The sequence below is a fragment of the Gluconobacter sphaericus genome (assembly GCF_016757795.1).
GTDB lineage: Bacteria > Pseudomonadota > Alphaproteobacteria > Acetobacterales > Acetobacteraceae > Gluconobacter > Gluconobacter sphaericus.
Window position 1 is genome coordinate 2,101,205 of sequence record NZ_CP068419.1, and the last position, 20,243, is coordinate 2,121,447.

At 59.5% G+C, this 20,243-nt stretch carries 16 protein-coding genes; 11 read left to right on the top strand and 5 right to left on the bottom strand.

All coding sequences use genetic code 11. From position 1 onward, the window contains the following. Positions 1 to 55: 55 nt before the first annotated feature. Genes polA through IGS75_RS10015 form a run of 3 tightly spaced genes read left to right on the top strand, consistent with a single transcriptional unit; the run spans position 56 to position 5,168 of the window. A complete protein-coding gene (polA, locus tag IGS75_RS10005) occupies positions 56 to 2,890 on the top strand; it encodes a DNA polymerase I (RefSeq protein WP_237468760.1) in 2,835 nt (944 codons plus the stop codon). A 13-nt stretch (positions 2,891 to 2,903) separates the two neighbouring features. Continuing rightward, positions 2,904 to 3,512, top strand: coding sequence for an SCO family protein (locus IGS75_RS10010; protein ID WP_202256747.1), 609 nt, complete (start codon positions 2,904 to 2,906; stop codon positions 3,510 to 3,512). Next, the gene (locus tag IGS75_RS10015) at positions 3,513 to 5,168 is read left to right on the top strand and encodes an ABC transporter substrate-binding protein (RefSeq protein ID WP_202256748.1); all 1,656 of its coding nucleotides are present in this window, start codon (positions 3,513 to 3,515) and stop codon (positions 5,166 to 5,168) included. A gap of 17 nt (positions 5,169 to 5,185) precedes the next feature. Here IGS75_RS10015 and IGS75_RS10020 read toward each other — a convergent pair whose 3' ends face one another. Both IGS75_RS10020 and purD read right to left on the bottom strand, forming a co-directional pair. Beyond that, the gene (locus IGS75_RS10020; protein WP_202256749.1) at positions 5,186 to 6,331 is read right to left on the bottom strand and encodes a hypothetical protein; all 1,146 of its coding nucleotides are present in this window, start codon (positions 6,329 to 6,331) and stop codon (positions 5,186 to 5,188) included. A 19-nt stretch (positions 6,332 to 6,350) separates the two neighbouring features. Beyond that, positions 6,351 to 7,580, bottom strand: a complete 1,230-nt coding sequence (purD, locus tag IGS75_RS10025; RefSeq protein ID WP_202256750.1) for a phosphoribosylamine--glycine ligase — start codon at positions 7,578 to 7,580, stop codon at positions 6,351 to 6,353. 66 nt (positions 7,581 to 7,646) lie between these two features. On the opposite strand from purD, the gene xseA reads away from it, so the two are divergent. After that, positions 7,647 to 9,200: an exodeoxyribonuclease VII large subunit gene (gene xseA / locus IGS75_RS10030; protein WP_202256751.1), complete on the top strand. Its 1,554-nt coding sequence runs from the start codon at positions 7,647 to 7,649 to the stop codon at positions 9,198 to 9,200. Between the two features lie 36 nt (positions 9,201 to 9,236). Then, complete coding sequence (locus IGS75_RS10035; RefSeq protein ID WP_141349737.1) at positions 9,237 to 9,599, top strand: hypothetical protein; 363 nt, start codon at positions 9,237 to 9,239, stop codon at positions 9,597 to 9,599. A 92-nt stretch (positions 9,600 to 9,691) separates the two neighbouring features. On the opposite strand, the gene IGS75_RS10040 is transcribed toward IGS75_RS10035, so the two are convergent. Beyond that, positions 9,692 to 12,493: an Rne/Rng family ribonuclease gene (locus IGS75_RS10040; protein ID WP_202256752.1), complete on the bottom strand. Its 2,802-nt coding sequence runs from the start codon at positions 12,491 to 12,493 to the stop codon at positions 9,692 to 9,694. 555 nt (positions 12,494 to 13,048) lie between these two features. Here IGS75_RS10040 and IGS75_RS10045 point away from each other — a divergent pair. The 3 genes from IGS75_RS10045 to IGS75_RS10055 all read left to right on the top strand — a co-directional run bounded on the left by IGS75_RS10045 (position 13,049) and on the right by IGS75_RS10055 (position 16,582). Next, positions 13,049 to 13,873: an N-acetylmuramoyl-L-alanine amidase family protein gene (locus tag IGS75_RS10045; protein ID WP_202256753.1), complete on the top strand. Its 825-nt coding sequence runs from the start codon at positions 13,049 to 13,051 to the stop codon at positions 13,871 to 13,873. Between the two features lie 209 nt (positions 13,874 to 14,082). Beyond that, positions 14,083 to 15,654: a 2-isopropylmalate synthase gene (locus IGS75_RS10050; RefSeq protein ID WP_202256754.1), complete on the top strand. Its 1,572-nt coding sequence runs from the start codon at positions 14,083 to 14,085 to the stop codon at positions 15,652 to 15,654. Positions 15,655 to 15,814: 160 nt separating this feature from the next. Continuing rightward, positions 15,815 to 16,582 carry a sulfite exporter TauE/SafE family protein gene (locus IGS75_RS10055; protein WP_141349746.1) on the top strand — a complete coding sequence of 256 codons (768 nt, stop codon included), beginning with the start codon at positions 15,815 to 15,817 and terminating at the stop codon, positions 16,580 to 16,582. 25 nt (positions 16,583 to 16,607) lie between these two features. Here the strand turns inward: IGS75_RS10055 and IGS75_RS10060 are convergent, their stop codons facing one another. Next, positions 16,608 to 17,075, bottom strand: a complete 468-nt coding sequence (locus IGS75_RS10060; RefSeq protein ID WP_141349748.1) for a hypothetical protein — start codon at positions 17,073 to 17,075, stop codon at positions 16,608 to 16,610. 47 nt (positions 17,076 to 17,122) lie between these two features. Then, positions 17,123 to 17,377: a YMGG-like glycine zipper-containing protein gene (locus IGS75_RS10065; RefSeq protein WP_141349750.1), complete on the bottom strand. Its 255-nt coding sequence runs from the start codon at positions 17,375 to 17,377 to the stop codon at positions 17,123 to 17,125. A gap of 294 nt (positions 17,378 to 17,671) precedes the next feature. Here IGS75_RS10065 and IGS75_RS10070 point away from each other — a divergent pair, with 294 nt between their 5' ends. From IGS75_RS10070 to IGS75_RS10080, 3 genes are read left to right on the top strand one after another with little or no spacing between them, the layout of a single operon-like run. Further along, positions 17,672 to 18,721: a rod shape-determining protein gene (locus IGS75_RS10070; RefSeq protein WP_141349752.1), complete on the top strand. Its 1,050-nt coding sequence runs from the start codon at positions 17,672 to 17,674 to the stop codon at positions 18,719 to 18,721. Positions 18,722 to 18,738: 17 nt separating this feature from the next. Then, on the top strand, positions 18,739 to 19,668 hold the full coding sequence (gene mreC, locus IGS75_RS10075) for a rod shape-determining protein MreC (protein WP_202256755.1): 930 nt from the start codon (positions 18,739 to 18,741) through the stop codon (positions 19,666 to 19,668). A 4-nt stretch (positions 19,669 to 19,672) separates the two neighbouring features. Then, on the top strand, positions 19,673 to 20,239 hold the full coding sequence (locus IGS75_RS10080) for a hypothetical protein (RefSeq protein ID WP_141349756.1): 567 nt from the start codon (positions 19,673 to 19,675) through the stop codon (positions 20,237 to 20,239). Positions 20,240 to 20,243 lie beyond the last annotated feature (4 nt).

The window sequence follows — 20,243 nt, forward strand, 5'->3', positions numbered from 1 at the left end:
TCATCACGAATGATTTTAGAACGTCCGCTCCTTCGGGGCGAGAAGGGAGACATTCGTGCAGCCAGAAAAGTCTGATCTGGGAAAGCCTGTTTCGGGAAAGCCCCATCTGGTCCTGATCGACGGATCTGGTTTCATCTTCCGCGCCTTCCATGCTCTGCCGCCGATGAGCAGCCCGCAGGGCGTTCCGGTCAATGCGGTGTATGGCTTTACGAATATGCTCACGCGTCTGCTGCGGGATCATGTGGGTACGCATCTGGCCGTGATTTTCGACGCCGGCCGTGTGACGTTCCGCAACGAGATCTATCCACAGTATAAGGCGCACCGTCCGGAAGCACCGGAGGACCTGCGCCCGCAGTTCGGTTTGATCCGTGATGCCACGGCCGCCTTTAATGTACCGTCGATCGAGCTTGAGGGCTGGGAGGCAGATGATCTGCTCGCCGCCTATGCCAAGGCGGTCGTTGAGGAGGGCGGATGTTGCACCATCATTTCGTCAGATAAGGACCTGATGCAACTCGTGCGTCCCGGCGTTGAGTTGATGGACCCTATGAAGCAGAAGTCGATCCGCGAAGCCGAGGTCGAGGCCAAGTTCGGTGTCCGTCCCGATCAGGTCGTGGATGTGCAGGCGCTGATGGGGGATTCGACGGACAATGTCCCCGGCGTGCCCGGTATCGGTCCAAAGGGCGCGGCACAGCTCGTGAATGAGTACGGCACGCTGGAGCAGATTCTCGCTGCCGCACCGGGCATGAAAGCGTCCAAACGGCGCGACAACCTGATCGAACATGCCGATGCCGCGCGTATGTCACGCAAGCTGGTGCTGCTGGACGACAACGCGCCGATGCCGCAGCCGATCAGCGAACTCGCTTGCCGTGAGCCCGTACGTGAGACCCTGCGGGACTGGCTGGAAGAAATGGGATTCCATTCCACCATCCAGCGGATGGGGCTGGGTCTGGCCGCAAAGCCGCGTTCGTTCACGCGCCAGATCGTCCGGCCTGACGACAAGGCAGCGGAACGGGACGACGCTGCGACAATCGCGATCCCTGATGCACCTTATGGTCCCTACGAGACCGTGACGGATATTGATACGCTGGACCGCTGGATTGCGGATGCGCGGGCCGCAGGCGTGGTGGCCGTCGATACCGAGACGGATAGTCTCAACGCGCGGCAGGCCAATATGGTTGGGCTGTCGCTGTCGGTCGCGCCGGGGAAGGCGTGTTATGTGCCGTTCCTGCATGAAGTGACGCGTGATCTGCTGGAAGAGGCTCCGGCAGATGAGCCCGCCAGTTGCCAGCTTGATCGTGCTGAGGCGCTGGAGCATCTGGGGCCGCTGCTGCGTGATGCGTCCGTCCTGAAAGTGTTTCAGAATGCGAAATACGATCTGACCGTTTTTCGCGGCGCAGGCATCTCCGAGATCACGCCCATCGATGACACGATGCTGATTTCCTACGCCCAGTCGGCCGGTGAGCACGGGCAGGGGATGGACGAACTTTCCGAACTGCATCTGGGTCACACGCCCATCACTTATGATTCTGTAACGGGAACGGGTCGCAAGCGCATTCCGTTCGCACAGGTCGCGATTGACGCGGCGACGGCTTATGCCGCGGAGGATGCGGACGTCACGCTGCGTCTGTGGCAGGTGCTGCGCCCGCAGTTGCGGACCCGTCAGGCACTGGCGCTGTATGAAGAAATCGAACGTCCGCTGATCCAGATCCTGACAGATATGGAAGATGCCGGCATCAAGGTGGACGCCACAGAACTGCGCCGCATGTCCGTCGATTTTGCCGAACGCATGGGAGCGATCGAGCAGGAGATCCATGAACAGGTTGGGCGCAGCTTCAATGTCGGTTCTCCCAAGCAGCTTGGTGAAATCCTGTTCGACGAAATGGGTCTTCCTGGCGGAAAGCGGACGAAAAGCGGAAGCTGGGGCACGGATTCCGGGATTCTGGAATCACTGGCCGAGCAGGGGCATGACCTGCCGCGCAAAATTCTGGAGTGGCGCCAACTCGCCAAGCTGAAATCGACCTATGCCGATGCGCTGGTCCAGCAGATGGATCAGGACACGCAGCGGGTCCACACGTCCTTCCAGATGGCGATCACTACGACGGGCCGTCTGTCCTCCAACGAGCCGAACCTTCAGAACATCCCCATCCGTACAGAAGAAGGCGCACGCATCCGTAAGGCGTTCGTTGCCGCTCCCGGTTGCGTTCTGCTATCGGCGGATTACAGCCAGATCGAATTGCGCCTTCTGGCTCATGTTGCACAGATCGAACCTTTGCTTGAGGCGTTCCGTCTGGGTCAGGACATTCATGCCCGCACGGCGTCTGAAGTCTTCGGTATTCCGCTCGAAGGCATGGACCCGCTGACCCGTCGCCGGGCCAAGGCCATCAATTTCGGCATTATTTACGGTATCTCGGCTTTCGGTCTGGCGCAGCAGCTCCAGATTTCTCCGGGTGAAGCACGCTCCTATATTGATGCCTATTTCGCCCGATATCCCGGTATCCGCGCCTATATGGAGCGGACCAAGGAAGAGGCGAAGAAGCACGGCTATGTCACCACGCCGTTTGGGCGTCGTTGCTATGTGCCGGGCATTGCCGAAAAGAATGGCGCCCGTCGCGCCTATGCGGAGCGTCAGGCCATCAATGCCCCGCTTCAGGGCGGAGCGGCGGATATTATCAAGCGTGCCATGGTCCATTTGGCGCGGCGTTTGCCCGAAACGGGGCTGAAAGCGAAAATGGTTCTTCAGGTGCACGATGAACTGCTCTTCGAAGTTGAAGAGCAGGATGCGAAGGCACTGGCGGAGTTTGTCCGCACAGAAATGGAAGGGGCCGCCAAACTCGACGTGGCCCTTGAAGTAGAAACCGGTATCGGCCCCAGCTGGGCTGACGCACATTAAAGACAGGAAGGTCATGCAGACCAATCATGAACGCCGCAAGAAGGTCGGCAATCGCATCATCTGGGGCGTTCTCGCCGTGGCGGTCGTTCTGGGATATGTCGGCTTCCATCTGGCGTCTAACGGTGGGCCGGGTCTGCTGGTCCAGTCCAACGGTAACGAGGTGGGCGGCAGCTTCCGTCTTGATTCGCTTGGCGAGAGCACCGTCACCGAAGGCGATTTCCACAATACCTGGATGCTCGTCTGGTTCTTTGATGCCAACTGCCCCGAGGACAAGTGCAAGCCTGTGCTGAAGAGCATGGAGCAGGCACTGGTCACGCTGCGTCCGGAAGGCATTCGCGTTTCACCTCTCGCCGTGTCCCTCAATCCGTTCGACGAGGCTGACCCGCTTAAGGAATATGTCCTGCCCGTCGCACCGCATGTCATGCCGTTCACGGGCACGCCGAACATGATCAAGGCCATGACGGCCGAATATCATGCGCCGCTCCAGAAGGAGGGGGACCATTTCGTTCCTGCGCCGCAGATCGTCATTATGGACCCGAATGCGCGTTATGCCGGCACTATTCCAGCTGATGGCAACGCAGATGCTCTGATTGCGCGTCTGCGTGAACTGGCGAAGCGCTGAATGAAGCGGGGGGCTGCGCTTCTCGCGGCGGGGTTGTTTCTGGGACTGGGGGCTTTTCCGGCACTTGCCGAAGAGCAGACATCGCCTGACTGGAATGGCATCACGCTTGGCAGTCCCCATCGCGGCGGCACGTTGCATCTGACGGCGGATGGGCCCGGCGGCACGCTGGACCCGCAGATTAATTACGGCACCCAGTACATGCAGGTGTTCGTCAACATGTACGATCCGCTGTTGACCTTCCGCCTGGCGCGGGGAACAGCAGGGTTGGAAGTGGTGCCGGACCTTGCCGACGCCATGCCGCAGATCAGCCCGGATGGCCTGACATGGCGCCTGCATCTGCGGCCGGGGCTGCATTTTTCCGATGGTGCGCCCGTGCGGGTGGAAGACGTGGTGGCGTCTTTCCGACGGATCTATCGCGCCGGAAGCCCAACTGCCGCCTCATTCTATGGCGGTATCGCAGGTGCTGCCGACTGTCTGGAAAAGCCTGACCGCTGCATGCTACCCGGCGTTGAGGGGCATCCGGAAACCGGCGAGATCATTTTTCATCTGACGAAGCCGGACGGCGAATTCCTCTACAAACTGGCATTCCCTCATGCGGTGATCCTGCCCGCCGCAACGCCTGCACACGACATGGGTGGAACGACCGTCCCCGGAACCGGGCCGTATCGCATCACGCAGTACGATCCGGGACACGGGATGGTTCTGGAGCGCAATTCGTACTTCCACGTCTGGAACCCCCAGGCCCAGACGGACGGTTTTGTGGACCGGATTGAATATGATTTCGGCCTGTCGGACGAAGCGCAGATCACGGCGGTCGAGCAGGGGCGTTATGACTGGATGCTGGACGCCAAGCCTGCGGATCGTCTGGGTGAACTAGGCGCGCAATACACGTCGCAGGTCCATATCGAGCCGCTGCTGGGCCTTTATTATCTTGCGATGAATACGCATGAAAAACCGTTCACTGATGTGCGGGTGCGCCGGGCGGTCAGCATGGCCGTCAATCGCCATGCCATGACGATCCTGTTCGGAGGCAGTGCGATTTCCGAACCTCTGTGCCAGATGGTGCCGCACGGAATTCCCGGCGCCGATCTGGGGCTGAACTGCCCGCAGGATCTGGAGGGCGCACGTCGTCTGATTCATGAAGCGGGTGCGGAAGGGGCATCCGTGACACTGGTCGTTCCCAACCGGGCCATAGAACTTGGGATGGGCACGTATTTGCGGAATGCTTTGCAGGCCGTCGGCCTGAACGCGCAGCTTCGTCCGATTACGGCAGGTCTTGCGGACTCTTACGAACAGAACACCGCCAATCACGTCCAGATCGCATTATCCTACTGGTTCGCGGATTACCCCTCCGCCTCAACTTTCCTCGACGACCTGTTCGGGTGCGACAATTATCATCCCAACGCAGCCGTCTCCCCGAACTTCACGGGGTTCTGCGACCAGCATGTTCAATCTCTGTTCGATCAGGCCAAAGCCGAGACAGATCCGACCAAAGCGGCTCCGATCTGGCAGGAAGCCGGTCACGCCATCATGAAACAGATGCCCGGCGCGCCCATGATCCAGATGAAAACGGTCGATTTCGTCTCGAAACGGCTCGGGAACTATTTTTCAACCCTTCTGATCCACATGCTGTTTTCTCATGTCTGGGTGCGATGATAAAAAAATGGAGACGGTTAATCTGATATATTATTATAGTGTGATAAATAATGGTTTATAGCGGTATTGAGTAGGCTCTGGATAGTTTCATTCGGAACAAGGTATGGATCATAACTGAAGTTATTCATATTAGGTACATCGTTTTTCATAAAAGACCAGAAATATACTATAGGTATGACTTTGGGCGGAATTTCTCCTTCTATGTGTACGTCTACACATAGAAGGAGACTTTTGGGTGCTTCCCCCGAAATTTTGGGGATAATAGGCCTGGTGATATCTGCCTTCGAATATGTAACCTTCTCTGAAGGGAGGGACGGCTCCAGCAAGGGAGGAACCTCCCATACCTGTCCCAGATGGTCTTCACCTAAAACGGTAATGTCTACGGTTTGACCTGTATCAGTATAGAAAAAGAAAGATCGGCTCCCAGGAATCCAATTATAGCTCAAATGAATTTTTTTAGAGGTTCCGTCGGTCGATAGATGGCATTTGAGATCTCCAAAAATCGAGAAGCATCCAGGAATAGGTCGAAAATCGTTTCCGTCATGCCACAGACACTTATAGGCGAGGCCATAATTGTTATTGAGCGTTGTTTGTGTGCCTCTTTCATCCAGCATGAGATGATTCATGATGGTTATCAGGCTGTTTTCGGTCTCGGCTGTATTGTTGGGATCAAGATGCAGTTGCTTGTCACAAAGGCGCATCTTTTTGGTAACGACATCTTGAGCATTCTTTTCTCCCAAAATGAACGATTTTCCGGTTTGGAAACGCTCGGCGAGAGAAAGCCCTTGGCGGAGGTCGATCTTGAAGGCTGTTGCCGGATCGTTCGCTGAGCCCGAGAAAACGCCTGTGATGTCTGTATTGGTTGTGAAATCAACGGGCCGGTCAGCCAAAAAGTGTCGCAGATCTTCCAAGTTTCGAATAGCTTCAGCTTTCTCCCGCAGTTGATAACAGAACTGTAGGATGATCGCCGGATCTCCTGCTCCACCGATTGCAAAGACATCGTTGAGTCGCATGATCTTTTGGTGAGCCGATTGAATTTTCGGTATGGATTTGCCGAGCGGCATGAGGATGCCATCGGTAGCCGGGGTACCAAAATGGAAGACGGCCATGTCACCGATGAGAACAGGCACGTCGTCACGGATTTCTGCGATAATTACTGTCATCTAACCAGGTTCTATTCTGTCAGAGTCCGATATCGCTGCGGAGGATCTTGTCTTCCCACTGGATCGCGGACGCTCCTTCATAGGCAAGCTTCCGGGCCTCTTCAAGCGTTGTGGCCTTTGCACAGACAGTCAGCACGCGGCCGCCATCTGCGACCAGAACGCCATCGACCAGTGTTGTGCCCGCATGGAAAACCGAGACGCCCGGAACGGCTTCTGCGCGTTCGATCCCGTTGATGCGGCCGCCTTTCTTCGGGGCGTCCGGATAACCGTTCGCGGCCAGTACCAGCGAGATCGAGTGATCGTCAGAGAATTCGGCGGCTGCGTGTTTCAGATTGCCTTGGGCCAGTGCGGCAAGGATCGGTAGCAGGTCCGATTGCAGGCGGATCAGCAGGGCCTGCGCTTCTGGGTCTCCGAAGCGGACATTGTATTCGATCAGCTTTGGCCCTTCGGCCGTCAGCATCAACCCGGCGAAGATCACGCCACGGAACGGCGTGCCGCGTCGGACCATTTCGGCCAGCATCGGGCGCACCATGATGTCGAGCGCTTTTTCCTGCATCTCACGCCCGAAAGCGGGGGGCGGGGAAATCGCTCCCATGCCGCCCGTGTTCGGGCCGGTATCGCCATCGCCGAGGCGTTTGTGATCGCGTGCGGCACCGATGAGTACGGCCTTGTCGTCCGAGCAGAACGCGAAGAGCGAGACTTCCTCGCCGACCAGGCATTCCTCGATCACGAGCGGCATGCCGAGCCTGCGAATGGCGTCTTCAGCCTCTTCAACGCTCTGGGCGACGACCACGCCCTTGCCGCCAGCCAGACCATCCGCTTTGATGACGATCGGTGCGCCACGACGACGAACGAACTCGATAGCCGGCGCTTCGTCTTCAAACTGCTCCCAGCGTGCGGTTGGAATGCCGGCTGCGTCTGCCACGTCCTTTGTAAACGCCTTGCTGCCTTCCAGTAGGGCCGCGGCCTTCGTCGGACCCGCGCACGGAATGCCAGCCTCGGCGCAGGCATCCGCCAAGCCGGCGACCAATGGCGCTTCCGGACCGGGTACGATCAGATCGATCTGCTGTTTCTGTGCGAACTGCACCAGCCCTGCGACATCGTCGGCCTTCAGCGGAACGAGCGTGGCAATGGACGCCATGCCGGGGTTGCCCGGAGCCGCATAAAGAGCGCTCAGGCTCGGCGAGCGCGCAAGACATGTAGCCAGGGCATGTTCACGCCCTCCGGACCCGACTAGCAAAACGCGCATTCCGCTTATCCTTTATTCTGCACTCATGGGCTTCGTTTGAGGGCGTGCGTAGCATAGACTGATGCCATGATGGAGAGTGATGGCGCGTCGATCCGCGGGAATGTGCCGCAATATTCGGTTTCCGAGATTTCCGGTGCGATCAAACGTACTCTGGAGAGCGGATTCGGGCGCGTGCGCGTGCGTGGCGAGATCACGGAGCTTAAGCGCTATCCGTCCGGGCATATTTATCTTTCGCTCAAGGATGAAGGTGGCAAGATTGCGGGTGTGATCTGGCGCGGGAGTGTCTCGCGCCTCGGCATGGCGCCAGAGAATGGCAATGAGGTCATCGCGACCGGCCGTGTCTCGGCCTATGGCGAGCGCTCCAGCTATCAGCTTGTCATTGACCGTATGGAGTTCGCGGGCGAGGGCGCACTTCTCGCCAATATCGAGCGCCTGCGTCGCAAGTTGCTCGAAGAGGGTCTCTTCGATCCCGAGCGCAAGAAAGCCATTCCGTTTCTGCCGTCTCTGGTGGGTGTCATCACGTCGCGTTCCGGCGCAGTGCTGCATGATATCATGACGACAATCAGTCGTCGTTTTCCGCGTGACGTTCTGCTCTGGCCGGTGCCGGTACAGGGAGAAGGCGCGGCAGCCCAGATTGCTACCGCCATCGAAGGCATGTCCGTCCGACGTCCCCGCACGCCGGATGTTTTGATCGTCGCGCGTGGCGGTGGGTCTCTTGAAGACCTGATGGCTTTTAATGACGAACGCGTCCTTCGCGCTGTTGTTGCTTGTCCTGTGCCGGTCATTTCCGCAGTCGGGCATGAAACTGATACGACGTTGATCGATCTCGTGTCGGACCGTCGCGCGCCCACTCCAACCGCCGCCGCTGAAATGGCCGTGCCCCTGCGCTCGGAAATGGTCGCGGACATGGCGCATCGTAATGCGCGTCTGACGGGTGCGCTCACCCGGGTTATCCAGACGGCCCGCGCGCGACTGGATCAGGCCGCTGCCCGTCTGCCCGATCTGCCCGGTCTGCTGAATTCCGCACGGATGCGTCTGGATGATCGTGGCCAGCGGCTCGATCTGGCGCTTCCGTCCTTTGTGATGCGCATCCGCAACCGGCTGGATGCGCCGGGGATGCATCTGCCATCGCCGGAGCTTCTGATCGGACGCAGCCATACGCGGCTACAGGCTTTGCGTTTGCCCGCGCCCGAAGTTCTCGTCAGCCGTGCTCGCGCGCGCCTGACGGCACCCAAGACGCATCTTCCCAGTCCACAATTGCTGATCGAACGCCGTCGTGCCGCCCTTCGGGGCGTGTCGGTTGAACTGGATACGACCTGGCAGCGTTCGCTCCAGAATTTTCAGCTCCGAACCGAGCGCCAACGCCTGTCGCCGGACGTTCTTAGGAGTGCCATTCGTCTCCAGCTGGCCCGGATTCAGGGACTGGGCAGCCATCTTGAGGCAGTCTCACCTCGAGCTATTCTCAGCCGGGGCTACGTCCTCGTGCAGGATGTGAACGGACAACCCGTCACCAGTGCGGAGGCCCGTCCTGTTGCGGATCGCGTCGTTCTGTCTTTCGCTGATGGTGATCGTGGGGCAAGACTGGACAGTCTGTCGCCGCAGGGCGATCTTGGACTGTAAATCTTCCATCCACCCGATCTGTGATCCGGAGTCTGCATGCGTTCGTTCTGGTTGAGTCTTGTTGCCCTGCCGCTGCTTGCAGCCTGTGCCCAGCAGCCGACGGCGCCAGCGCGTCCTGCGGGCTCGTCTCCGACGCAGGCCAAAATCCCGCCGCAGGACTTTGCGCCGGGCCTGGCCGAGGAGACGTCCGAAGACGGCAAGAAGAAGCTGTTCAACGATCCTTCGGCCCCGTTGGATACGCCGCTCTGTGGTACGGCGCTTCAGGAGCAGGCGCAGGCGGGGGCGGCGATCTATCCTCAGAGTGTGGCGAGCACGAGTTCCTGCCCACGCAATGCCTGTTTTCAGCCGCTGACCGGGACTTATATTGCGGCAACCGGCGCACAGAGCGTGTGCCGCTAAAGCAGGCTTTAGGGGTTATTCGGGACAAAAGAAAAAAGGCCGGTGGGGATATCCCCACCGGCCTTTTTTGGTTCGCGGAGCGCGCTGACGGATCAGCGCTTCCACCAGCCGGCACGACGCTTCGTTGGCGCGACTTCATCGATGTTCACCGGCTGAAGGATATTCCCTTCCTCGGTGGTTTGGGTTTCGACGGGCTTGGCCTTCGGTGTGCGACGGGCGCGGGTGCGCTTCGGCTTGGCGGCTTCTTCAGAAACAGTCTCTGCGGAAGTCGCAGCTGCTTCCGCGATGGGCTCAGCCGGGGCTTCAGCCTCGACGGGCTGAGCCTTCGGCGTCCGGCGTGTCCGGGTCCGACGCGGCTTGGGAGCCTCTTCGGCCACAGGCTCTTCTGAAGTCAAAGCGGTTTCTGTCGCCGGGGCTTCTTCCGTAATGGTCTCGGCCGGAGCGGTTTCCACAGCCTTGGCGCGGGTCGGACGACGTCCGCGGCCACGACGGGGCTTGGCGGTTTCCTCGACTGCTGGTTCTTCCACGACGATGGGCGTTTCAGCAGCCGGGACATGCTCGATCACGATTTCCGTGGGCGTGCTGATCCCAGTCTGAAGGGCTTCGGTCGTCCCTTCAAGTTCGGCCTGCTCGATCACGTCGAAGATGTCGAAGCTGCCACCGAACGGATCGGCAGGCGTCGGACCCGTATAGCGACGCGGTGCCGGACGTTCCTCGCGCTCTTCACGACGATGCTGGGTACGGGCCGGGGCAGGTGCGCTCGAACGGTTGGTTACTGCCTGGCGTGTCGGGGCGACGTCACGGACCTCGGATACGGGCTGTGCAGCCGTATCGTCAGAGCCTTCAGTGTCCTTGAGGACACGCTTGAAGCGGGTACGGCGACGGCCCGGGATAATACCGTTTTCGTCAGCGGCTTCGGGAGCGGGGATCTCGCGCGTTTCAGCCTTGGGAACATCCTGCTCCTGGCTGTATTCCGCTGCCGGGACGTCACCGTTCTGCTCGCGACGGCCCCCACGACGGCGGCGGCGGCGGCGGCGGCGGCCTCCGTTGCTTTCCTCCTCGCTCTCGGATGTCGTTACGTCTTTGATGATCTCGGCGTCGACAACAGGCGTTTCCGTCCGCACGACGACAGGCGCTTCTTCTTCGATGATCTCGATCGTACGGACATGCTCCGGTGCGCGTTCCGGCGCACGGATCTGGGCGGGAGCCGGGGTCTGGGCCTGAAGGCGCTCGATGCGCATATCAGCCGCAGCCAGGTTCTCCTCCGTGCAGAAAATCACCTGCATGCGGTGATGGCGCTCGATATCCGCCAGCCAAGAGCGCTTGTGATTGAGAATGTAAAGCGCGATGTCCGAGCCTACATGCACCTCGATTTCGGACGAACGCTGGCGTGCGCCTTCCTCGTCAATGGCGCGCAGGACGTGTAGGGCCGAGCTCTCGGTGCCACGGATGAAGCCGGTGCCCTGACAGTGCGGGCAGGGTGTCAGTACAGATTCAGCAATGGACGGACGCAGGCGCTGACGGGACATTTCGAGCAGGCCGAAATGGGAGATATGCCCGACCTGAATGCGTGCGCGATCGGAGCGCAGAGCCTCCTTGAGGCGCTTCTCAACCTGCGCGTTGTGGCGGCGGCTTTCCATGTCGATGAAATCGATCACGACCAGACCGGCCAGATCGCGCAGGCGCAGCTGACGGGCGACTTCCTCGGCTGCTTCGAGGTTCGTGCGCAGTGCCGTTTCCTCGATGTTGCGCTGGGAGGTGGATTTGCCGGAGTTTACGTCGATGGCGACGAGGGCTTCGGTCTGGTTAATGACCAGATAGCCACCCGACGGCAGACGCGCCGTCGGCGAGAACATCGCGTCCAGATGGCCTTCGACATTGTAGCGTGCGAACAGGCTCTGGCCGCGGTTCTGCCAGAGCTTCACTTTGTTGGCATTGCTCGGCATCAACAGGCGCATGAACTCGCGTGCGCTTTTCCAGGCTGCTTCGCCATCCACGAGGATGTCTTCGATGTCCTTGGAAAACAGATCACGGATAACGCGCTTGATGAGGCTTGCCTCCTCATAGACCAGCGTCGGCGCGACTGAAGATAGCGCGTGGGAACGGATGTCGTCCCAGAGCTGAAGCAGATATTCGCAGTCGCGCGTCACTTCCTGCGCCGGGCGTCCGGCGCCAGCGGTGCGGACGATCATTGCCATGGACTTTGGCAGGTCCAGCTCTGCAATCACGTCCCGCAGACGGCGGCGATCAGCATCGGATGTAATCTTGCGTGAGACGCCACCGCCACGCAGGGCGTTCGGCATCAGGACACAATAGCGACCGGCAAGGGAGATGTAGGTGGTCAGGGCCGCGCCCTTGTTGCCGCGCTCTTCCTTGACGACCTGCACCAGAAGCACCTGACGGCGGCGGATGACTTCCTGAATCTTGTAGTTGCGCAGGAAACGGGCCGTGCGGCGCGATGCTACGCTTTCCTCGCCCGTATCGTGCTCGCCCCCGACAGTCTCGGGAGCACGACGGTCCTGATTGTCGCCGTCTTCGCTGTCCGTGGCCTCTTCGGTAACCGTTTCGGTCTCGCCATCATCGGAAGACTCGCCGCGTTCGGCAATTTCTTCTTCCTGGAGCGCGATGAGCTTCTCGCGATCTGCGACAGGAATTTGGAAATAGTCGGGGTGGATTTCGCTGAAGGCGAGGAAGCCGTGGCGGTTGCCGCCGTATTCGACGAAAGCAGCCTGAAGGCTCGGCTCTACGCGAATGACCTTGGCAAGATAGATATTGCCCTTGAGCTGCTTCTTGGTCGATGTCTCGACGTCGTAATCTTCGACGCGGTCACCATCCATGACCACAACACGCGTTTCTTCCGCGTGCGTGGTGTCGATGAGCATACGCTTGGTCATGGAAAACTGAACTCCATGACGCTCCACAATGGCTGCCTTGGCCGGGCGGAGAGTCAGATTGTGTGAGGTTGTGGGAACGGCGCAGCCCGAACGCACAGCGGCGGGACACGTTGGGTCCCGTTCCGGTGAGGTCGTTTGCTGCAAGCACGTTGAGTGACATTCGTCCCCTGAACAGACGGCCGGTCCAGAGGCTGGAGCCGGATGAAAAACCTGATCCGGACGGGCAGCTGGCCAGTACCGAGATCCATAAGATCGCCAGTTCGATCCGATCAGGACAGGGTACGGAGGGCTAGTCGCGCATCTGTCAAACGACGGGATGTCGTGGCGGGGACAAGAAAAGGCGGGAGCGGTACGGGAAGGCGTGATCCCGTGTCCGGTCGGACCGCACTTTACAGGTCCCTGTCACGCAGGATGACTGAAACAGCCTTCCGTGGCAAGCGTGGCGTTTTTCATTTGTCCGTGCGCTGTTTTCCGGGCGCTTTCTGCCATGTTCCTGACAGGGTTTTGTGTTGTATAATCGCCCCGTCATTCACCGCTGGACACTGGGAGCAAGGGATGCTGACGCGACGCGCACTGGTAAGTGGTCTCTCAGGGCTACCGTTGCTGACGCCTGTCGCGGCATTCGGACGCCATTCGCTGCATAGGAAACTGCCTGCTCCCGCCGTGCATCGCGGTGCCGCACCTCCGAAACCGCTCGTCATGCTGGATCCCGGTCACGGCGGAAAAGACCCCGGCGCTATTGGAGTTTCCGGTACTTATGAAAAGCATATCGCCGAAGCTGCAGCCTCCGAACTGAGTCGCCAGCTTCTGGCTTCGGGCCAGTATCGCGTTGCTATGACCCGTTCCGAAGACCGCTTCATTCCGCTTGAAGGACGTGTCGAACTGGCGCAGCGCCATCAGGCACATCTCTTTATTTCCATGCATGCCGATGCCCTGCATGACAGGGATGTGCGTGGTGCGAGTGTCTACACACTGTCCAGCGGGGCCTCGGATGCGCAGACTGCCTCTCTGGCGCGGACGGAAAACAGTGCGGATCGCTTCGCCGGTCCGGCCTTTCACGGTATGTCGCCGGATGTCCAGCAGATCCTGGCCAGCCTTGTTTCCGAAGAGACGCGTCGGGGATCGGCTCATATGGCGGCCAGTGTGGTCAATTCGTTCCGAAACAGGATCGGCCTTCTGACCCATCCGTCACGTCATGCGGCGTTCGTAGTTTTGAAATCATCCGAAATTCCATCGGTGCTGGTCGAGATGGGGTTCATGTCCAACCGGCTGGATGAAGCGGCGCTGCGTCAGGCCGTGCACCGCACGCAGGTAGCCAGTGCCATGAAAACTGCCATAGACCGTTATTTCACAACGCATTCCGGCATTATGACCGGCTGACCCGTTTTGTGCGCGGGGGAGACTTTATGATCATGCGGGTTGCGCATGGCGCAAGAATCGGTCATTTAACGCAGCCATGACGTTTCTTTCGATCCTCTCGCTTCGACTTATCGGCCCCTGAACGCCTTATTCTAGGCGGACAGCGCTCCGTTGCGTTCAGGGGATAACAGACCGAAAGCCACCCTGAACCAGACGAGACGATCTCCATCATGACTTTCCATCACCCGTCCTTCGGCACCATCGCCGACGACCGCGTCATTATTTTCGACACTACGCTGCGTGACGGCGAACAGTCTCCCGGCTTTTCGATGAACCTCGAAGAGAAGCTCCGTATGGCCCATGCGCTGAGCGCTCTGGGCGTGGATGTGATTGAAGCCGGGTTTCCCGTGGCGTCTGAAGGTGATTTCGAGAGTGTGCGCCGGATTGCCGAAGATGTCCGTGGATCGGTGATCTGCGGTCTGGCTCGCAGTGGTGGCAAGCGCGATATCGAATCTTGTGGCGAGGCCCTGAAAAAAGCCGAGCGACCGCGGATTCACAACTTCATTTCCACGTCTCCGCTGCACATGAAATACAAGCTGCGTATGGAGCCGGAAACCGTTCTGGAAATCATCGCGTCCGGTAATCAGAAGGCACGTCAGTATACGGATGACGTGGAATGGTCGGCCGAGGACGGTTCGCGGACTGATCCGGACTTCCTGTGCCGCTGCGTGGAAGTGGCGATCCGTAACGGCGCCAACACGATCAATATCCCCGATACGGTCGGTTTCGCCACGCCTGAAGAAATGCGCGCAATCTTCACTATGCTGCGCGAGCGTGTGCCGGGTGCGGATCAGGTGATTTTCTCCGCACATAACCATAACGACCTGGGTCTCGGCGTCGCGAATACGCTGGCGTCCGTCGAAGGTGGGGCACGCCAGATTGAATGCACCATCAACGGCATCGGCGAGCGTGCAGGCAATGCAGCGCTTGAAGAAATCGTCATGGCGCTGCGCACGCGTCACGACCAGTATGGCAAGACGACCGGTATTGAGACGACGAAGCTGCTGGGTATGTCTCGTATGCTGGCTACGATCACGGGCTTTGACGTACAACCGAACAAGGCGATCGTCGGTCGCAATGCTTTCGCACATGAAAGCGGCATCCATCAGGACGGTATTCTGAAAAACGCCGCGACCTACGAGATCATGACGCCGGAGAGCGTGGGCTGGAACAAGACATCACTTGTCATGGGCAAGCATTCCGGCCGTGCGGCCTTCCGAGATAAGCTGGCGCAGCTCGGCTATCCGCCTCTGGAAGATGAGGCCCTGAACGCCGCATTCGCGCGCTTTAAGGATCTGGCCGACAGCAAGAAGGTCATATTCGATGATGATATCCGTGCGCTCGTCGATGACGAGAGCCGCGATCACGAGCGCGTCCATCTGATTTCGCTGGAACTGGCGTCCGGCACGAAGCAGAAATCCCATGCCAAGCTTGAAATCAGTGTCGATGGCGCCATCCAGTATGCGGCTGTAAGCGGCAACGGACCGGTCGATGCAGCCTTCCGCGCTATTGGGGAAGCATTCCCGCATACGGCCGAACTGGCACTGTTTTCGGTCGCTAACGTTACCGAAGGCACCGATGCGCAGGCTCGCACCACGGTGCGCCTGCAGGAAAACGGTAAGCTCGTGGACGGGCAGGGCGCCGATGCCGATACGGTGGTGTCCGCCGTTCGCGCCTATATCCATGCGCTGAACAAGCTGTTGACCAAGCGTGAGCGGACGGAGCCGGAAGCGCTGTCCTGATCCACGGGAGCAGGGTGTTTCACGAAACAGGTATGCAGGGAGACTTGCATACCTGTTTTTTTGTCACGGATAAAACAACTAAAAATAATAGTTTATATAAGAAGTAGACAAATATAACACTATCTGTATTGTTAACTTATCTGTGGAATAAGGGACCGTCATGCCGCATTCATGGCTCTATACGCTTTCAGGGCTGCTGGTCGGTTTTCTGGTGGGAATGACCGGTGTAGGTGGCGGTTCTCTGATGACGCCGCTGCTAATCCTGCTTTTTGGCGTCAAACCGCAATCGGCCGTGGGGACGGATCTTCTCTATGCCGCCATCACCAAGATTTTTGGAACGGTCCTTAATCGTCATCATGGTGTTGTACGTTGGAGAATAGTGTTTCTGCAGATGGTCGGCAGCCTTCCTGCAGGACTCCTGTGTCTGATTTTCCTGCGTCACTTCGGCCCGAGTCCGTTTGTCTCGAAGCTGATTACCGAAGTCCTGGGCGTGGCTCTCCTGCTGACGGTTCCTGCCATCCTGTTCAAACCATGGTTGCAGAAATGGTCCATTGGTGCGGGAACGCTACGCCCCAAGACAGTGGATGTGTTGACGGTTTTTCTTGGTGTCGTGCTGGGCACGCTGGTGACGCTGTCGTCGGTAGGGGCAGGAGCCATCGGCATGGCGGCACTGACAGTGCTTTATCCACGGGTCAGCACGCGGGAACTCGTGGCTACGGATATCGCCCATGCTGTTCCGTTGGCGCTTCTGGCTGGTGGCGGGCACTGGCTTCAGGGCGCGGTTGATAGCGTTGTGCTGGTGGAGCTGCTCATAGGGTCCATTCCAGGCATCCTGCTTGGGACGCTGCTGGCTGGACGGCTGCCGGAGGGTGCGCAGAGATGGTTTCTGGGCATCCTCCTGGCGATCATCGGTCTGAGAATGATCTGAGGCCGATGATTTCAGGCGTCAGGTCTCAGTAACCGTAACCGCCCTGATAGTTCTGGGCCGGCTGCTGCTGATAACCACCTTGCTGTGAGTATCCGCTGTTGGTCGGATACTGGCAGTTTGTGTTAGGTGGGCACTGGTACTGTGGCTGCATGTACTGGCCCCGCTGCTGCGGATAGGCGCCCTGCTGGCCGTTGTAATACCCCTGCTGCTGGCCATTGGCATAGCCGCTCTGATAGCTGGGGCGGTTGGGCGTGGTGACCGCACCTGCACCGGCGCCCAGAACGCCGCCAGCCAGTGCGCCGATCGCCGCACCGCGGCCACCGCCGGCGAGAGCGCCGATCGCAGCGCCCGCTCCGCCGCCCAGAAGGCCGCCCCCCAGTGCGCGTGAGCCAGGATCATAGTTTCCCTGACATCCACCCAGAGCCATGACTGTGGCGAATGCTCCGACCAGCGCTGTACCGCGCAGGGCGGAGTGGGAAAAAGCGGTCCTCATAGTCCGAATCCTTGATCGTCTCTAACGGAATGAGCGATGCTTATAGCTCAATACCCGTTGCGTGGGCGATTGGGGGTTGTCGCCGCACCTACTGCAGCCCCCGTACCGCCTCCGGCAAGGGCGCCGATGAGAGCGCCGCGTCCGCCGCCAGCAAGCGCACCGATTGCTGCGCCACCGCCTGCACCAATAAGGGCGCCCGAGCCTGCGCGGGCACCACTGTCATAAGGGTTGCCACAGCCGGTGAGGGCAACGCCGCAAAGGGCAAGAGCCGCCAGAAAGCGGGGTGTTGTGAAAGTCTTCATGACAAATATCCTCATTTGACATTCCGGTCCGCGTGCCAGTGACCGGTGCGCGGACCGGTTTTGCGGATCTAGACACACAGAACGTGACGGAAGGGTGGCAGGATCAGGGCGCACGATTATTTTTTTCGATGTCTCCTGATGGGATCTGTACGATCCATTAAGACCGGTCGCATTATATTGCGTCTTCGGGCCTTGCTGAACCTGCGTCGTCTGGTTAAGTCCACCCGCGGGGAACCGCCCCGCAATCACGATCCGCCATCTGTCCCCCGCACAGAGCCGCGCCAGGAGTTTTGGATGTTTTCTCGTCTGCTGGGTCTCATGTCTGCCGACATGGCCATCGACCTCGGCACTGCCAATACGCTCGTTTATGTCAAGGGTCGCGGCATTGTTCTCGATGAGCCCTCCGTTGTGGCAATCGCCGAGGTTCGGGGTAAGAAACAGGTGCTCGCGGTTGGTAATGAAGCCAAGCAGATGGTAGGCCGTACGCCGGGAAACATCTCGGCCATCCGCCCGCTTCGTGACGGCGTGATCGCAGATTTCGAAGTTGCGGAAGAAATGATCAAACATTTCATCCGCAAGGTTCACAACCGCCGTGCGTTTGCCAGTCCGCAGATCATCATCTGCGTGCCCTCGGGTGCCACGGCCGTCGAGCGCCGCGCCATTCAGGAAAGTGCGGAGAGTGCGGGCGCGCGCAAGGTGATGCTCATTGAGGAGCCAATGGCGGCAGCCATTGGTGCGGGCCTGCCGGTCACGGAGCCTTCGGGCAGCATGATCGTGGATATTGGCGGTGGTACGACCGAAGTTGCGGTCATTTCCCTCGGCGGCATCGTCTATGCCCGTTCGGCGCGCGTGGGCGGAGACAAGATGGACGAAGCCATCATCTCCTATATCCGCAAGACCTATAATCTTCTGGTTGGCGAAAGCTCGGCCGAGCGGATCAAGATCGAACTCGGTTCCGCCATGATGCCGGACGATCCTGCCAACCCGGACGGTCCGCTGACAGAGATCAAGGGCCGCGACCTTATCAATGGTGTGCCGCGTGAAGTGGTCGTCAGCCAGGCTCAGATCGCCGAGAGTCTGGCCGAACCCGTGATGCAGATCGTTGATGCCGTGACGACCGCGCTTGAAAACACGCCGCCCGAACTGGCCGCCGATATTGTGGACAAGGGCATCGTTCTTTCCGGTGGCGGTGCGCTTCTGTATCGTCTGGACGAGGTGCTGCGTCTCTATACCGGCCTGCCCGTGACGGTTGCGGAAAACGCGCTGTCGTGTGTCGCGCTCGGAACTGGGCGGGCGCTTGAGGAAATGCGTCGTCTGCGAAGTGTTTTGAGCAGCATGTACTGAGGACTGTCTGACGCCGGATGCTGTCCATCCATGCCCGGCAGGTGCTTGCAAAGGCCGTCCTGCCTATCCTGATCCTGCTGGCGGTGGGGCTCGTCCTTCTCGGACTGGTTCGTCGTCCAGCCGTTGATGGAGTGCGTCTGATGGCGACGGATTTCATGGCGCCAGCCTATCATGGTCTGGTCTGGCCACAGGAGCGGGTTAAGGTCTGGCTGATGGATCTGCGCGGTGCGACGGATCTGGCGAAGGAAAATGCCCGTCTGCGGGACGAAAACCGTGCCCTGCGCCACTGGTATGATGTTGCCGTGGCACTTGCAGCAGAAAATGGCCGCCTCAAGAAAAGCCTGCACTGGATCCCGGAGACGGTGCCCCAATATGTGACCGGTCGGGTAACGCGCGATGATGGCGGACCGTATTCCCGCGCGGTCCTGCTGGATGTCGGAAGCGGTCATGACGTGCGGATCGGGGATGTCGCGCTGGATGCCGCCGGGCTGCTGGGGCGCGTCACGGAAGTCGGACCTCATACGGTCCGCGTCCTGATGATCAATGACGATGCGAGCCGCATTCCCGTGACGCTCGGGAGTTCGCATAGCGATGCGATCATGGCTGGTGATGACACGGCGTCCCCACGCCTGATCTTCTATCCGCAGGATCATCATCCCGTTGAAGGTGAGCGTGTCGAGACCCGTGGCCAGAGTACGATGCCGGCTGGACTGCCGGTGGGCACGGTCCATTACAGCGCGCCTAACCGGCCGGTGGTGGTGCCGGATGCGGATTTGGACCGGCTGGATATCGTTCGCGTGTTCGATTACGGCGATGACGACTCGCAGGCTCCGGATGCTCCTGGTCGTGTGCGCGTGAAGAAGCTGCCGCAAAATCCGCTGACCGGTCCTCTGCCGTTCTCATGGCTGCCCAACCTGCCTGACATGCCGGGTAGGGGAGGCCAGTAACGCCATGGTTGCCGAGAACTCAACGCCGCATCTGCATTCCGCCGTCGAGCCGAAACAGACCTTCCGCCGTGCGCTCGATATGGCTGCCCGGGCGGCCATGCCGTCCCTGTTCATCATATTTTCCGCGATCCTGCTTTCGGCGCCGTTCGGCATTCCCGGACAGGCGCAGCTTCAGTTTGGAATTGCGATGTGCACGGTCTGGTTCTGGGCGTACAGCCGTCCGCGCTCCATGCCGGCTCTTGCTGTTTTCCTGTGTGGGCTGGTTGTGGAGATCTTCAGCTTCGGGCCACCGGGAACTGTGCTGCTGTCACTGCTGGTGATTTATGGCGTGGCCCATCACTGGCGCTATGGTCTGTCGCGTCTGGGCTTCATCGTGGGATGGCTGATTTTCAGTATTTTTGCTGTTCTAGCCTCCTTCTTCCAGTGGGCGCTCGTGTGTCTGCATGCGGTGGCACTCCTTTCTCCTGCGCCTGGCCTCTTTCAGGCCGCGCTGACAATCGGTATCTATCCCAGTCTGACAGCGCTGTTTGTCTGGGGACGCCGTACATTTGCCAATCCCGATCAGGCCTGACAGC